12 protein-coding genes are annotated in these 15,229 nt (G+C 30.6%); 1 reads left to right on the forward strand and 11 read right to left on the reverse strand.

The annotated features are described in order from the left end of the window. Window positions 1-61: 61 nt before the first annotated feature. A complete protein-coding gene (gene guaB, locus ACXGQT_RS02805; protein ID WP_457829882.1) occupies window positions 62-1,528 on the reverse strand; it encodes an IMP dehydrogenase in 1,467 nt (488 codons plus the stop codon). Between the two features lie 150 nt (window positions 1,529-1,678). On the opposite strand from guaB, the gene ACXGQT_RS02810 reads away from it, so the two are divergent. Continuing rightward, the gene (locus ACXGQT_RS02810; protein WP_457829883.1) at window positions 1,679-2,506 is read left to right on the forward strand and encodes a universal stress protein; all 828 of its coding nucleotides are present in this window, start codon (window positions 1,679-1,681) and stop codon (window positions 2,504-2,506) included. Between the two features lie 75 nt (window positions 2,507-2,581). Here ACXGQT_RS02810 and ACXGQT_RS02815 read toward each other — a convergent pair whose 3' ends face one another. The 10 genes from ACXGQT_RS02815 to ACXGQT_RS02860 form a co-directional block, all read right to left on the reverse strand. After that, window positions 2,582-3,868 carry a dicarboxylate/amino acid:cation symporter gene (locus tag ACXGQT_RS02815; RefSeq protein WP_457829884.1) on the reverse strand — a complete coding sequence of 429 codons (1,287 nt, stop codon included), beginning with the start codon at window positions 3,866-3,868 and terminating at the stop codon, window positions 2,582-2,584. A gap of 180 nt (window positions 3,869-4,048) precedes the next feature. Further along, window positions 4,049-6,013: a ferrous iron transport protein B gene (gene feoB / locus ACXGQT_RS02820; protein ID WP_457829885.1), complete on the reverse strand. Its 1,965-nt coding sequence runs from the start codon at window positions 6,011-6,013 to the stop codon at window positions 4,049-4,051. Further along, entirely contained in the window at window positions 6,010-6,240 is a 231-nt protein-coding gene (locus tag ACXGQT_RS02825) for a FeoA family protein (RefSeq protein WP_457829886.1), read from the reverse strand. The genes feoB and ACXGQT_RS02825 overlap by 4 nt, the downstream gene beginning before the upstream one ends. A gap of 168 nt (window positions 6,241-6,408) precedes the next feature. Continuing rightward, window positions 6,409-6,849 (reverse strand): heme-binding domain-containing protein, encoded by a 441-nt coding sequence (locus ACXGQT_RS02830; RefSeq protein ID WP_457829887.1) that lies wholly within the window; start codon window positions 6,847-6,849, stop codon window positions 6,409-6,411. Window positions 6,850-6,853: 4 nt separating this feature from the next. Next, window positions 6,854-9,310, reverse strand: a complete 2,457-nt coding sequence (locus ACXGQT_RS02835) for a TonB-dependent receptor domain-containing protein (RefSeq protein WP_457829888.1) — start codon at window positions 9,308-9,310, stop codon at window positions 6,854-6,856. After that, window positions 9,288-10,646 (reverse strand): HTTM domain-containing protein, encoded by a 1,359-nt coding sequence (locus tag ACXGQT_RS02840; RefSeq protein WP_457829889.1) that lies wholly within the window; start codon window positions 10,644-10,646, stop codon window positions 9,288-9,290. The genes ACXGQT_RS02835 and ACXGQT_RS02840 overlap by 23 nt, the downstream gene beginning before the upstream one ends. Before the next feature lie 2 nt (window positions 10,647-10,648). Then, a complete protein-coding gene (locus tag ACXGQT_RS02845) occupies window positions 10,649-11,827 on the reverse strand; it encodes an imelysin family protein (protein ID WP_457829890.1) in 1,179 nt (392 codons plus the stop codon). 107 nt (window positions 11,828-11,934) lie between these two features. Continuing rightward, entirely contained in the window at window positions 11,935-13,152 is a 1,218-nt protein-coding gene (locus tag ACXGQT_RS02850; protein ID WP_457829891.1) for a DUF4856 domain-containing protein, read from the reverse strand. 107 nt (window positions 13,153-13,259) lie between these two features. After that, window positions 13,260-14,123: a hydroxymethylglutaryl-CoA lyase gene (locus ACXGQT_RS02855; RefSeq protein WP_457829892.1), complete on the reverse strand. Its 864-nt coding sequence runs from the start codon at window positions 14,121-14,123 to the stop codon at window positions 13,260-13,262. An 81-nt stretch (window positions 14,124-14,204) separates the two neighbouring features. Beyond that, a complete protein-coding gene (locus ACXGQT_RS02860) occupies window positions 14,205-15,224 on the reverse strand; it encodes a hypothetical protein (RefSeq protein WP_457829893.1) in 1,020 nt (339 codons plus the stop codon). Between the last annotated feature and the right edge of the window lie 5 nt (window positions 15,225-15,229).

The raw sequence follows: 15,229 nt of genomic DNA on the forward strand, positions 1-15,229 counted from the left end.
AAAGATATAAAAAAACCACCTAAAATAGATAGGTGGTTTAGTTTTTATTATAAGTTAAAAATTATTGTCTAGAATAATTTGGAGCTTCTTTAGTTATAGCCACATCGTGTGGATGACTTTCTGCAATTCCAGAAGCGGTTATTTTAACAAACTCAGCATTTTTTTGAACTTCAATTGTTCCTGCTCCACAATATCCCATTCCAGCTCTTAATCCACCAATAAATTGATGCATGGTTTCGTACAATTCTCCTTTATAAGGAACTCTACCCTCAATTCCTTCTGGAACTAATTTTTTAGAATTATCTTCATCTCCTTGGAAATATCTATCTTTTGAACCATGTTTCATAGCCTCAACAGATCCCATACCTCTGTATGATTTGAATCTTCTTCCGTTGAATAAAATCACCTCTCCTGGAGCCTCTTTTGTTCCTGCCAATAAAGAACCAAGCATTACAGAATCTGCACCTGCAGCAATTGCTTTAGGAATATCACCTGTATAACGAACCCCTCCATCTGCAATTACTGGAACTCCTGTTCCAGCCAATGCTTCGGCAACTTGCATAACTGCTGATAATTGAGGATATCCAACCCCTGCAACTACACGAGTGGTACAAATTGAACCAGGTCCAATACCTACTTTAACACCATCGGCACCAGCAGCAACTAAATCTAATGCAGCTTGTTTGGTTACTATATTTCCAGCAACCACATCTAAATTAGGGAAAGCTGCTTTTACTTCTTTTAATTTATTTAAAATATTCACAGAATGACCATGAGCAGAATCTAACACTACAGCATCTACTCCTTCTTTAGCCAATGCAGTAACTCTTTCTAAACAATCATCAGTAACACCAATAGCTGCCGCTACACGTAATCTACCAAATTCATCTTTATTAGCTTCTGGATTTTCACGAACTTTTACAATATCTCTAAAAGTAATTAAGCCTACTAATTTAAAATGATCATCTACAATTGGTAATTTTTCAACTTTATTATCTTGTAAAATAACTTCGGCTTCTTTTAATGATGTACCTGCTGAAACAGTTACCAACCCTTCGGCTGTCATTACATCTGCTATTTTTCTTTTACTATCTTTTTCAAAACGTAAATCTCTATTGGTTACAATACCTTTTAAGATTCCTTTTTCATCAACAACAGGAATACCTCCAATTTTATGTTCTTGCATTAGCAAGTTAGCATCTAAAACGGTTTGATCTGCTGAAATGGTTACTGGCTCTAAAATCATTCCTGCTTCAGAACGTTTTACTTTTTTTACTTGTTTTGCTTGTTCAGCAATAGACATGTTTTTATGAATCACACCTATTCCTCCTTCACGAGCCATAGCAATAGCCATTCTAGACTCCGTAACTGTATCCATTGCAGCGGATATAATTGGGGTATTTAAAGGAATATTCCTTGTGAATTTAGATTTTATTGAAACGGTGTTTGGTAACACTTCTGAATAAGCAGGGACTAATAAAACATCATCGTATGTTAGACCTTCAGAAATAACTTTGTTTGTAGACATTTGCAATTAGATATGATTTAATTGCATGCAAATATACGATAATTAATATGAAACAACCCAAAGGATTTAGTAAGATTTTAAATAGCTTAACACTTTGTTAACCAGTGTGTTTTTAGTAAATTTAATAGAGAAAAAAAATATAAAGCTATCATGAAAAAAATAATCATCCCTGTTGACTTTTCTGAATATTCAGAATTTGCCTTAAAGGCAGCCGCACAATTAGCTAAAAAACATAGTTCAGAAATCATTTTAGTTCACATGTTAGAAATGCCATTGGCTTATTCTACACACGATGGTGAGTATGGAAAAACCATTGTTTTTATGATAAAACATGCTGAGAAAAAAATGGAATCCTTAACAAGTAAGGATTATTTAAAAAACATTACTTTAAAAGTAATTATTAAACATTTTACGGTTTTTCCTGAACTTGGTGATTTGGCTATTGAACAAGAAGCTTCTTTAATTGTAATGGGATCTCATGGAGCCAATCAACATGATAGTTTTTTAGGCTCAAATACTGAAAAAGTAGTAAGGAGCGCTAAAATTCCCGTTTTAATTGTAAAAGAAGAAATTAAAAATGTTGATTTTAAAAATACTGTTTTTGTAAGCGATTTTAAAATGGAATCTGTAAATGCCTATTTAAAAGCAAAAGCATTTTTTAAATTACTTGATATAAAACCTACTTTACTTTTTATTAATAAACCAGATGGTGGATTTGTATCAACATCAGAAATGAAATCTAGATTTGAAAACTTTTTATTAAAAGCTGATGGAAGCTTAGAGAACCTAGCGTATTTTGCTAATTATGATGATTATACTGTTGTTAATGGTGTTAAATACTATGCTGATGAAAATAACGTTGATTTGATTACAATTCCGACCCATGGAAAATCTAGCATCTCTAAATTTTTTAATCAAAGTGTGTCTTTAGATATTGCAAACAAATCATCATACCCAGTATTAACAGTATTGATTTAACATACATTCAAAAAAAAGAAGAAGAAAAGCTATCTAAACTTTTCTTCTTCTTTTATAAATAATTGCAAGTATTAATTATTTTGTTTTTTTCTCTTCGCTTTTATTGACTAACAGAGCTACTGTGGCATCTCCAGTAACATTTACTGTAGTTCTAAACATATCTAAAGGTCTGTCTACTGCAAAAATTAAAGCCAAGCCAATAGGCATCATGTCTTTTGGAAAACCAATACTATCTAACACAATAATTAGCATGACCATACCTGCTCCAGGAACTGCAGCAGAACCAATAGAAGCTAATAAAGCGGTGATTACTATGGTAATTTGATTTTGAAAAATCAATCCTTCTGGCCATAAAACTTGCATAATAAATACCGCTGCAACTGCTTGATACAAACTTGTTCCATCCATGTTTATGGTTGCTCCTACAGGCAATACAAAACTAGAAACTTCTTTATGAACTCCTAAGTGCTCCTCTACCCTTTCCATAGTTACTGGTAGTGTAGCTGCACTGGAACTTGTAGAAAAAGCTAATAATTGTGCTGGAGAAATATTTTTTAAAAACCAAAGGGGTGATTTTTTTACATAAATAGAAACACACAAAGTGTAAAAAATAATCATTAACAACAATCCAAAAACAACCACTCCTGAGTATTTTAACAATGCTAGTAATACATTATAATCATCCGAAGTTACCACAACTGTTGCCAATAAAGAAAACACAGCATAGGGAGCAAACATCATAATAATGTCTATCATTTTTAAAATGACTTCATTTAATGAATCAAAGAATTCCGTTAATGGTTTTGCTTTTTTTTCATCAATAAGTAATAAGCATATTCCTAAAAAAACAGTAAAAAAGATTACCTGTAACATACTTTTATTATCACTCATAGCAAAAGTAATATTGTCAGGAACAACATCTACCAAAAACTGTAATGGACCTTGAGAAGTTCTATGATTTGCTTCAGAGATTTTGCCTTGCAAACTAGCATTAGAAACATAATTTTCTTTTAAAGAAGTAATTGTTTCTTCAGATATTCCATCACCAGGCTTAAGTATGTTCACTAAAAATAATCCTAATGAAATAGCAACAATAGTTGTTACAATATAAATTCCCATGGTTTTAATTCCCATGGACTTGAATTTAGAAATATCTTTTAATTCTGAAACTCCTTTAATTAAAGAGGCCATGATTAAAGGAATGGCAATTAGCTTAAGTAACTTAACAAATATAGTTCCAAAAGGCTGAATCCAATTAATAGTAAATTCTTTACCTCCTTGTACTCCAGAAAGGATTATTCCAAATATTATTCCTAATACTAAACCTATAATAATTTTCCAGTGGAGTGCTAATTTTTTCATGTTGGGGATTTTGTGGAACAAAAATATAAAAACATATCAATTCAAAACTGTTAAAACTCAGTTACAGCCACAATCACCACTTCCACACTTGTTTTTACTTTTTTTTAAAAACTTACTATAAAGAATCCAAAAAGCAAAAATAACGGTGCTTATTACCAGTATATTTTGAATCATATTTTATTATTTTAAAATTTGATATGCTATTAAAGCCGTTATATATGCAAAACCAGACATAAAAAACATTTGTACTAATGGCCATTTCCAACCATTGGTTTCTCTTTTAACAATAGCAATGGTACTCATGCATTGCATTGCAAAAGCATAAAATAACAAAACAGAAACTCCAGTAGCAAAAGAATATACAGGTTTTTTAGTATCCGAAAATACTTCATTACTCATTCGTTCCTTAATGGTGGCTTCATCTTCACTACCAACACTATAAATAGTTGCCAATGTTCCCACAAAAACTTCACGAGCAGCAAAAGATGTAATTACAGCAATACCTATTTTCCAATCATATCCTAAAGGTCTAATAACAGGTTCTATAGATTTTCCCATAATACCTATATAAGAATTCTCTAATTTAAATGATGATATTTCTGCTTGTAAATCGTCACCAGATAGGTTCGGATACTTTTGTATCATCATGTTTTCTGCATTATCAAAATTATTACCAGGACCATAAGAGGCCAATACCCATAACAAAATAGATAAGGCTAAAATAATTTTACCTGCTTCAAAAACAAAGGCTTTGGTTTTTTCTATTACATTATAAATTACGTTTTTAAACAAAGGCAATTTATAGTTAGGCATTTCTACTACAAAGTAAGATTTAGACCCTAATTTTAAAAATTTATCGAGAACGGTAGCCGATAAAATAGCCATCCCAAACCCTAATAAATATAAAGCCATTAACATTAATCCCTGTACATTAAAAGACATAAATTTAGCCTCGGCAGGAACTATTAAACTAATAATAATGGCATAAACTGGTAAACGAGCAGAACAAGTAGTAAATGGTGTTACCAAAATAGTAATCAATCTTTCTTTCCAATTTTCAATATTTCTGGTGGCCATAATAGCAGGAATAGCACAAGCTGTTCCCGAAATTAATGGAACAATACTCTTTCCACTTAATCCAAATTTACGCATGATTTTATCCATTAAAAACACCACACGACTCATATAACCACTTTCTTCTAAGATAGAAGTGAATAGGAATAAAAAGGCAATTTGTGGAATGAAAATAACCACTCCCCCTATTCCTGGAATAATACCTTCTGCCAACAAATCAGTAAATATTCCTTCGGGTAAATGAGCTCTTGCTAATTCAGAAAAACTAGCAAAAGTTTCATCTATATAATCCATTGGAAAAGCAGACCAAGAAAATAAAGCTTGAAAAATACTAAACAAAATAGCAAAAAAGATAAGATAGCCAAGGTATTTATGAATTAAAACTCTATCTAAAAGGTATCTTAAATCTTTAGCATTTTGCGGGTTTTGGCTATAGGTTTTTTCTAATACCAATTTTATAAACTGATAACGTCTAACAGTCTCTAGATGATGTTTCTTTTTGTCTTCTTTAACAATTGCAGATAACACAGAGGGCTCTTCTACAAAACAAGGAATTGTACTTAAATTTTTATAATCTACAATGAGCTTTTTAAGATAGGCTGTTCCCTTATTTTGTTTTGAACTTACAAAAGCAACTTTGGTTTTTAATAAAGACTCTATCAATTGTTTATCTATATCAATTCCTCGTGGTTTCATTTGATCAACCATGTTGATAGCCAAAATGGTAGGAATTCCCAAATCTTTTACCTGAGTGTATAAATATAAATTACGTTTTAGGTTTTCAATATCAGCTACAACAATAACAACATCAGGATAATTTTCGTTTGTTTTGTCCGATAATACCTGAACTGCTACATCTTCATCTAAAGAACTCGCATTTAAACTATAAGTACCAGGTAAATCTATAATTTCTGCACCAACGGTATTATTTAACTTGGTGTATCCTGTTTTTTTATCAACAGTAATTCCTGGATAATTACCTACTTTTTGATTAAGTCCTGTTAACCTGTTAAACAAAGATGTTTTTCCTGTATTTGGGTTACCTATTAATGCTACTTTAATATAACTCATAGTTTTTCTACTATTATTTTTGATGCTACTTCTATTCTAATAGCCAAATAGGTTCCGCTAATATTTAAATAAATAGGATCTTTTAAGGGAGCTCTTTGTAAAACTTCCACATAATTCCCCTCTATACATCCCATTTCTATTAGTTTTAAAGGAATATCTATTCCATTAAAAGATTTTATAATAGCTCTATCACCTCTAAGTAGATCAGCAATTGTAGATATTTTCATTAAGGTTGTTTAAATTAAATTGTTACCTAATACTTTTAACACATAAAACAGATTATCATTAGGTAAAACAAAACGAAAAACAAAGATATAAACTATTTAGATTTATTTAAAATAAACAGCCAGTTTTATAAAAAAGAATTTATTTATGAGGTTAAATAAAAAAGATGATTAATAGTTTGCTATAGCATTTTTTGCCCAACTAATAAGAATTTCTTTTTCTGATGTTGTAATATCCCCATGTAAGTTTTCATAAGAATCTAAAGGCATTTTACCCTCTTCAATTTCTTCAATTAATTCTTCTAATTTGTGTTTTTTTCTTTTTGTATTGTATATAGACCAATCAGAAAAATTTAAATGTTCTTTTCCCTCTTCTACATGATGATTGATCCAGTAAGATAGTGGAGCTATATTTGCATACCAAGGATACTCGGTTTTATTGCTATGACAATCAAAACACTTTGATGATAAAATATTACTAACTTCATCACTAGGAGTTGTTTCTAATGTAAACACAGTTAATTCTCTAGTTGCTGCATTGTTTTTTTCATTTCCAAAAAATTGAGCAATAATTAAAACAACAGCAAGGGTGATTAATATTTTTTTTATCATTTTGTTATAATTTAATTTCTAATGTAGCATAATAATATCTTGGTTCTGCAGGAATAATTCCAGGTCCTGGATACCCCGTAGCTCTCCTAGTAAAGTAACTATTATCTAACAGGTTGTTAATTCCTGTTTCTAATTTAAAAATTTTATTGAATTTATAAGAAATGGAAAGGTCTAAAATATGGTAAGCTGGAATGGCTCCAATAACATTTGTACTATTATTTGGGTTGTATGGAGAATTGGTTACATCTGTATATTGTTCACTAATTGCTGTGTATTGAGCACTTGCCAAAAGATTTCTCCATCCAAAACTAGCTCCTGTTTTTAAATTTAAAAAGGGAATAAATTCCACTTCATTTCCAGCAACATTATTTTCATCAGACTCTAAATACACTGATTTTGTCAAAGCTAAATTACCAAACACATCTAAAATTAAATTTTCATTGTGTTTAAAATATGTTTCTTTAATATTCCATTGTAATAAAGATTCTAAACCATAAATAAAAGCTGTTCCAATATTTTTTCTTACCCATTGTGCTCTATCATTTAACACCTGCCCTATTCTATTTCCATAGACCAAGGTAAAAGCACTTACATCATAAGAAAAAGTCTTTTTAGATTTCCCCCTTAATCCTATGTCTGCTGTAAATCCTTTTTCGTCAGTAATATTTGGATCTATTACAAATGATGGATTGATTGTTCTAATATCAGAAAAAGTAACCGATCGATAATTTTGAGATGCATTTGCATACAATTCTAAAACTTGACTTGGTTTGTAACTAACTCCAATTCCTAAAAGCACAAAATTTCTTACAAAACCATTGTTGTCTTCAATATGTTCTGATAATGAAGAATTGTTGCTATTATAAACATAATATGTTCCTTTTGAATTGGTGTCAATATGTTCAAACCTAACCCCAGGAGTTATGCTAAAATATTTATTGATGTTAAATATATGTTCTCCAAAAAATGAAGCATTAAAATTAGGAAAAGTAAAATCGTTCTGACGAGGATATTGCGCAGCACTTTCATCAAAACTAAAATCGGCATCTATTCCTTTGCTTCCAGCTCCTTGTCTCTGTGTATTGTTTGCCTTGTATAACTTTGCCCCGAATAAGTAATAATTGGTTTTGTTACCTAATTTGTAGCTCGATAAAAATCTGGTTTCTACTCCATAATTTCTAAAATCACCCACAATTAAATCTCTACTAAAAATATAACTTCCATCATTATTTTTACCATCAGCAGAAGGACTAAATAAATTAGGCTGTAATGCTTCTGGATCACCTCTAAACCCTATGGCTTTTCTATAAGCATCTAAAGCAAATACACTTACCGTTAACTTAGAAACTTCCGTAAGTTGTTGCTCTAACTTTAAGTTATATAATTTCCAGTCTACACCAAACCAATTACGTTTTAAATAGCTTTGAGTAGGGTCTTCTCTAAACTGTACATCAGACAAACCTCCTGGTTGATGTGCTATATAATTGAATGATGATATTTCAAAGGCAAGAGTTGTTTTCTCACTAAAATTATAACCTACATGAGCAAAAAGATTGTTTGATTTATAATCTGAATTGGGTCTAAATCCATCACCTTTTTTACCGTTGTAATATACATAATAACTAAAGTCTTTAACCGTTCCACTAAGCGATGTAAAATTGGTTAAAGTTCCAAAGGAAGCAACTGTATTACGAGTAATAAACTCAACAGGTTTATTAACAGGTTTTTTATTTATAAAATTAATCAATCCTCCAAACTGTGTTCCATATTGTAATGATGCTGCTCCTCTAATGACTTGAATTTGTTCTAAAGATTCTGTTGGAGGTGTATAATAACTTTCTGGATATCCTAAAACATCGGCACTAATATCATAGTCATTTTGGCGAGTGTTAAAATTAGCTGTTCTGTTAGGATCTAATCCTCTACCTCCAATGTTTAATTGCAGTCCACCATCATTACTATCATAAATATTTAATCCAGCTACTTTAGAAAATACTTGTCTTGGGTTGTTTGATGCTTTATTTCCAACCACCAAATCTAAATTGATAACTTCTGTTTTTTTACCTGCATAAATATGAGTTCCTTCTACAGGCCTTAAACTAGTTAAACCATAACTAACCTTTTTTTTGGCATTTAATACCACTGCAGTAAGAGCTTGTTGTAAAGGAACTAAATACAGGTTTACCTCTTGGTCTTTTGTTATTTCAAAGTCCCTTTCAACAACATTATATCCATAATAAAAAAAGGTTAAATGCACATTTTTATTACTAAAATTTGCTTTTAAAACTCCTAAATTATTAGTGGTTCCAACATAAGTATTTTGTCCTTCTACTATTTGTACTCCTTGTAAAGGTTGTTGAGTATCTGAATCTAATACTTTAAATGTTATATGATAAGCAAAACCTGCTTGAGCAAATAACAATATTAATATGATTAATCTAAAATCCTTTAATTTCATCATTTAATGGTAAAATCCATGTTTTATTATAAAAACTTTCTTCTTCTTTGTATAAATCAACTTTGGGGCTAATGAATAATTGATTCAATCTTCCGTTTAAGGCTACATAACTCTCTGTAAAAACTTGTATGTTTTGATGTCCTTGACTTTTAAAATGATCTCCCAATAAATGAGCATATTCCAGAATAAAATCAGGTTGAAAACTCATTTGTTTGATTTGAAAAGAGGTTAAAAAATCGGAATTCTTAACATGAAACTGTTTTCCTGACACACTGTCTTTTATAATAAATGTAGTATATCCTACTTTTTCCATTAACATTACTCTCCAAGAAAATCTAAACCCTTGTTCTGTCCAAAACAACTCCCCAGGGTAACACAAATTTCTAAAAGGCAAAAGTAGCTGAAACGCAATAAATAGACTAATTGTAAATAAGATATTTTTAGGGTTTTTAAACCTATATAAATTATGTTTTCTTATGGTTGATAACTCTTTTATATACAGTATTTTTTTTAGCCAAAATATTATTTTTTGATGTAAACTATTATCAAAGAAAATAAGCGTAATACAAATCATTATATAAGGAAACATACCTATGTTAAAGAGAACACCTGTTAACAAATGAAAAACTACAACCGCTATAAAAGCATAAGGTCTGGTTTTATGTATTATTAATAAAAAAGGAATACACAAATCGTACAAAGCACCAGTCCAGCTCATAACAAAATGAAACCAAGTTTGGTTCATAAACTGTCCTATTATAGGTAAATCTGTTTTTGTTGATAACCAAATTTTTAAAGGCTGAGCTCTTAACAGCCAATCGGAATTAAGCTTGGCTAAACCTGCATAAAAATAAACAATCCCTAAAAGTAGTTTAATACTGTCCACTGTCCAACTTGGCACATAATTATAGGTAAATCCACGTTTTTTAGCATCTAAAGAGAAAGTTGCATTTAAGGGTAAAAAACACAATAAAAAACTAAGAATACTTACAAAATAATAGTGATTTAAATAAGTGGTTTTATCAATCAATTCTATATAAGTAAAAGATAAAAAGAACAGAACAATAGATAACCTATATTGATAACCTAAAATAATCCCTATGCAAGAAAAAATTGCTATTACAAACAATCCATATGTGTATACTCCTAATGTTTTAACCCATGAAAAACCATAGTAAGTAAAATGCCATTTGGGTAAAATATAAAACTGCTCAACCCACCCCATGCTTATAAAGCGAATAAGACTAAACAACATTAAAACGCCAAATATTACACGAAAAGCAGCTAAGGTAGCTGCTTTTGTTTTATGGTTTTGTATGTAATTTTTAAAAGTATTCATGACTAGTCTCCGTCTGAATCTACATAATCAATTTTAACATTTAAAGCTTGAAATGTGTTTGTTTTAATTAACACCACCAAACTTTGGATTGGATGAAACACAGCTCTTAATGCTGAATTGTTAGTGTTTACCTGAGTTACAAAATTTGCGTTTAAACTGCTAGATGCATTTACTATATCGGTAAATTTTGTAGCCATTAAATCGTTTATTTTATAATCTTTATTTTCTGATGAAACATAAACTTCAGCATCTAAATAAGTTAAATAAGTATTGATACTTTCTGCTGTTGTAGATTCATCATATGAAACTCCATAGTACAAGTTTTTAATAGCCTTAAAAGACTCTTCGTAAAACAATTTAGAGTAGTCTGCACTAAAATAAGATTCAACAGCCAGTTCATTTTTAAATTGATCACCATCACCCGCTCTATATCCAGAAGGAGTAGTTATTTTGTTTTCTCTAAAACCTTGTTCAATATAATTAATATAATCATTTAACATTACATCAAAAGAAGCTGTTGCAGATGACCCATTGTTGGCAATAATACTATTAGCATTATTGTTCCAAAAAGCAACAACATTATTTGTTAAAGAAACCATTCTATTTACTACCTTGGTTAAGTAAGCTTTGTAATTGTCTTTTTTAATATCTGTAGTAAACTTGGTAATATCTACACCATTAATTAAATAGTCAATAGCTGGAAAACCTTGTTCATCTGTAGATTTTGATGATGTAAAATCAATAGTATTAGCATCCAATTGTTCTAAATTGTTCTCAAGTGTAGCATCATCTTCGTTAGAGTTATTAATAGGAAAAGTACTGGTTTCTCTATCAATAGGGTATTTATTCATATACTCTCTATAAGGAGCTACTTCACTAGCATCAGAATGAATATCAAACATAGCTACATGTTGCCAAACTTTTTGAGCTTGAAACAAAGACGTTTGTAATGCTGTTTGAGTGGTAGTGTTTGGGTTTGCAACAAAAGCATCGGATTTTGATTTTAAATCATCCATTTTTACTTTAAAATCTGTATAAGCAGGAATGATAATATTATTTACCCAATTGCTTAAAATTAGCTCTCTTTTAAAGTCGTCTTTTATTGTGTTTTCATCTCCTTTATTTTCTTTTACACAAGAAAACAAACTTAAAGCAAGTATTAAACTAATTATTTTTTTCATTTGATTGTTACTATTTTCTAAACGATGTTCAAAAATACAAAAAAAGAAGATGAACTAAACCTTTAATAGTTTACTCCATCTTCTTTTAAGAACGTATAATTTCTTAATTATTCTAACACTTGCGCTAAAGTAAAATCGTACTTAGCCACAATTTCTACAGATATTTCTTCTAAATCTGTTGCTGTTAAATCGTAAAATCCATTTGCTCCATATAATTTAGTCATTAAAGCATCAACTTCTGCTTTTGTAAAATATGGTTCATTTGTTTCAGGATTATAAGTATATCTTAAAGATTTAATAAATCCGTATGCTTCAGATAATGCATGAAAAGCTTCTCTATTATCTATATTAGCATCTGCAATTTTTACTTTTGCACTTTGTAAGTAGTAAACTCCTCTTGCAGCTGGAATTTTAGATAACTGATATCTAATTACACCAACAGCAGCATCTCTTACATCATAGTTTTTTGCTACAATTGCAGCTCTACCAATAATGAATGCTTTTTTCACGATTTCTGCTACATTGTTAAAATGAGCTTGACCTTGAATTTCTTCTAAATAATGACCTAATAATTTATCAGCATCACCTAAACCATATACATATCCATAAGCCTCATCAAAATGATGTTCCATAGTTGTAGAACCATCAGTGCTTGTAACCGCATCATTTTCCGTTCTATAAGTATTAGTACCATCAAAATTATCATCTAATCTATTAAAGTAGTGGTTTATTGTTTGATCCAAAGTAAAAGCACCTATCAATCCTTTGTAAAAAGCTTGATCGTATTCTAATCCTTTCTCGTTAAAATATCTTGTTCTAGTACCACTAGTGTATGTACCTGCAACTCCCTGACTAGCTTCTGTTGAACTTGCTAAAACAGCTATTTGACTAGTTAAATATCCATCAAATTCAGTTTTAGTAGCATCAGACTCTGCTGTATTGTCTTGAAACAAACCTACTGAAGCTGCTACTTTGCTTCTTACATTTTTACTTCCGTTTAAAGAGGTGTCTGTAAAACCTGTTGCAGCATTAAACCTAGTAGTAAAATCAGATTCTGTTGGAATTGGATCTGTTTGTTTTAACAAACCACCTATTTCATTTACTTGTGCCAATCTTGTTGTTTGACCAGAATAATCAACAGTTGTAGCTTGATTTCTTTCAAATTCATACTCAGTTGGTACAGAAATTCCTGTTACATCAATATCCTCAATGTTTTTAGGGAATTCAATAATTGTATCAATCATGTCCTTATCATCACTAGAACATGACGTAAACATTGCTCCTGTAGCTACTAATACTGCTACTGTAATTTTAGTAATCTTCATCTGTTTTTTATTTAGACTTATTTTTAGTTAATTCGCTGCAAATATACAGACCAATTCTAAATAAACAAATGTTAAATTAGAATTAATTAAAATAAAAAAAACCGATTTTAATTAAAAACCTGAAGACCAACATTGTAAGCACTTTCAAATTTTAGGCTATTGATATTGGTTTGTACTTGATGTTGGGTAAAGTAAGACAACATTTTTTCTGTAGGCATATTTCCAGTAAGAGCATCGGTAGCCATAGGGCAACCACCATATCCTTTTATTGCTCCATCAAAACGTATACATCCGCTTTTATGAGCTGCATCTATTTTTTCGTGCCATTTGTTTGGAGTCGTGTGTAAATGTGCTCCAAATTCAACTTTTGGATAGTTAGGGATTAAATGACTATATAAATATGTAATGACTTCTGGAGTAGAGGATCCAACGGTATCAGAAAGAGATAGAATATTTACTCCAATAGCCGATAATTTTTCAACCCACTGCCCTACTATTTCAACATTCCAAGGATCTCCATAAGGATTTCCAAACCCCATAGACAAATAAGTTACTACTTGCTTGTTATGTTTTTTAGCAATCTCCATTATTTGTTGTAACTCTATAAAACTCTCATCTATTGTTTTATTTGTGTTACGAACTTGAAAAATTTCGGAAATAGAAAAAGGATAGCCTAAATAAGTAATTTCTTCAAAAACACAAGCATCTGTAGCACCACGAGCATTGGCCACAATAGCCAATAACTTACTTTTAGTAGTAGACAAGTCTAGTTTGCTCAATACCTGAGCTGTATCTGCCATTTGAGGAATGGCTTTAGGAGATACAAAACTTCCAAAATCCACCGTATCAAAACCACATTGTAAAATGGCATTGATGTATTTGGCTTTTAAATCTGTTGAAATGAATTCCTTGATCCCCTGCATGGCATCTCTGGGACATTCTATCAACTTTACCTCTTTTTTACTTATCATAAAGTCAAATATACTAACAATCTTAGATATCTATTATTTTAATGTTTTTCTTTTTTAAGAGGTTAAACATTAAAAAATGATTTAATAACTAGGGTCAAATTGTTGGTCTACAGCTTTTAAGACAGCTTCTTTGGTTTGCTTTTCAACAGTGTTGATCATTTTAAAAAGCATTTCAGGAGTTTTTTCTTTATATAGAAAATATCTATCTTCTAGTTGTTCAAATATATCTTTTATGCCATGAGATCCGCTTAATGAAAGCGTATCAATATTACCATATAAACTAACAGTAAACCATTCTTTTAAATAATATTCGGTTTTCCAAAGTTTTGTGCTTTTCCAATAGAAACTCCAATATCCATTAGGCTCATGAGTTTTAAGTGTAAACTCTTTTTCTGGTTTTAGGTATTGTAAGTCAGCAAGAACAACTTCCATTTTATTTGTGATTGCCGAAATGAGTTTAGCCTTTTCAAATTCTGATGATGTCTCAGGTTTCTGATTTCTAAACGTTTGGCTATTTAGTAGCTGTTTTGCTTTATTTTTAACGCCTTTACTAGCTCCTACTTCCAATAATTTTTCTGCAACTGCTTTAGAAATTTCTTTATGATCTAACAAAAGTTCTTGAAGCTTCTTATGATTGGAAGCTATTATTTTTACAGCAACTTCTTCTGTTACTCCATTATCTAATAATTCTAGTCTAATTGCCTCATTAGGTTCGTCAACTATTCCTGGTTTTAATAAAATACGAGTATCTATATAAGGTTTTAGATGGAATAACAAATAGTTGATTTTTTCAACAAGCTCTAATCTATTTTGAGTAGAAAATTCCAATTCAGGATGCTCCCATAAACCATCATATTCAATCATATTTGTTTTAGCGTTAAATCTCGGCTGTAAACAAATCACCTTTAATTGAAATGCTCCTTGAAGATCTCCTTCAGGTTTCCAATACACCTCAATGGCTTTTAAACGTGTGTGGGAATTTAATAACAACAAAGAACTACCTGTAAACTCATGTATGGTTGCTTCTGTTGGATCTGTATCGGTTAACAAATTCCACTCTACAGACCAGCCTGAAGGTATTTTTAAGGGTTGGAGATTCATGTAAT

This window comes from Wenyingzhuangia sp. IMCC45467 (genome assembly GCF_054111205.1).

Coding starts and splice junctions, on each gene's coding strand:
- guaB (WP_457829882.1), bottom strand. CDS start 1,528: ATGTCTACAAACAAAGTTATTTCTGAAGGTCTAACATACGATGATGTT.
- ACXGQT_RS02810 (WP_457829883.1), top strand. CDS start 1,679: ATGAAAAAAATAATCATCCCTGTTGACTTTTCTGAATATTCAGAATTT.
- ACXGQT_RS02815 (WP_457829884.1), bottom strand. CDS start 3,868: ATGAAAAAATTAGCACTCCACTGGAAAATTATTATAGGTTTAGTATTA.
- feoB (WP_457829885.1), bottom strand. CDS start 6,013: ATGAGTTATATTAAAGTAGCATTAATAGGTAACCCAAATACAGGAAAA.
- ACXGQT_RS02825 (WP_457829886.1), bottom strand. CDS start 6,240: ATGAAAATATCTACAATTGCTGATCTACTTAGAGGTGATAGAGCTATT.
- ACXGQT_RS02830 (WP_457829887.1), bottom strand. CDS start 6,849: ATGATAAAAAAAATATTAATCACCCTTGCTGTTGTTTTAATTATTGCT.
- ACXGQT_RS02835 (WP_457829888.1), bottom strand. CDS start 9,310: ATGATGAAATTAAAGGATTTTAGATTAATCATATTAATATTGTTATTT.
- ACXGQT_RS02840 (WP_457829889.1), bottom strand. CDS start 10,646: ATGAATACTTTTAAAAATTACATACAAAACCATAAAACAAAAGCAGCT.
- ACXGQT_RS02845 (WP_457829890.1), bottom strand. CDS start 11,827: ATGAAAAAAATAATTAGTTTAATACTTGCTTTAAGTTTGTTTTCTTGT.
- ACXGQT_RS02850 (WP_457829891.1), bottom strand. CDS start 13,152: ATGAAGATTACTAAAATTACAGTAGCAGTATTAGTAGCTACAGGAGCA.
- ACXGQT_RS02855 (WP_457829892.1), bottom strand. CDS start 14,123: ATGATAAGTAAAAAAGAGGTAAAGTTGATAGAATGTCCCAGAGATGCC.
- ACXGQT_RS02860 (WP_457829893.1), bottom strand. CDS start 15,224: ATGAATCTCCAACCCTTAAAAATACCTTCAGGCTGGTCTGTAGAGTGG.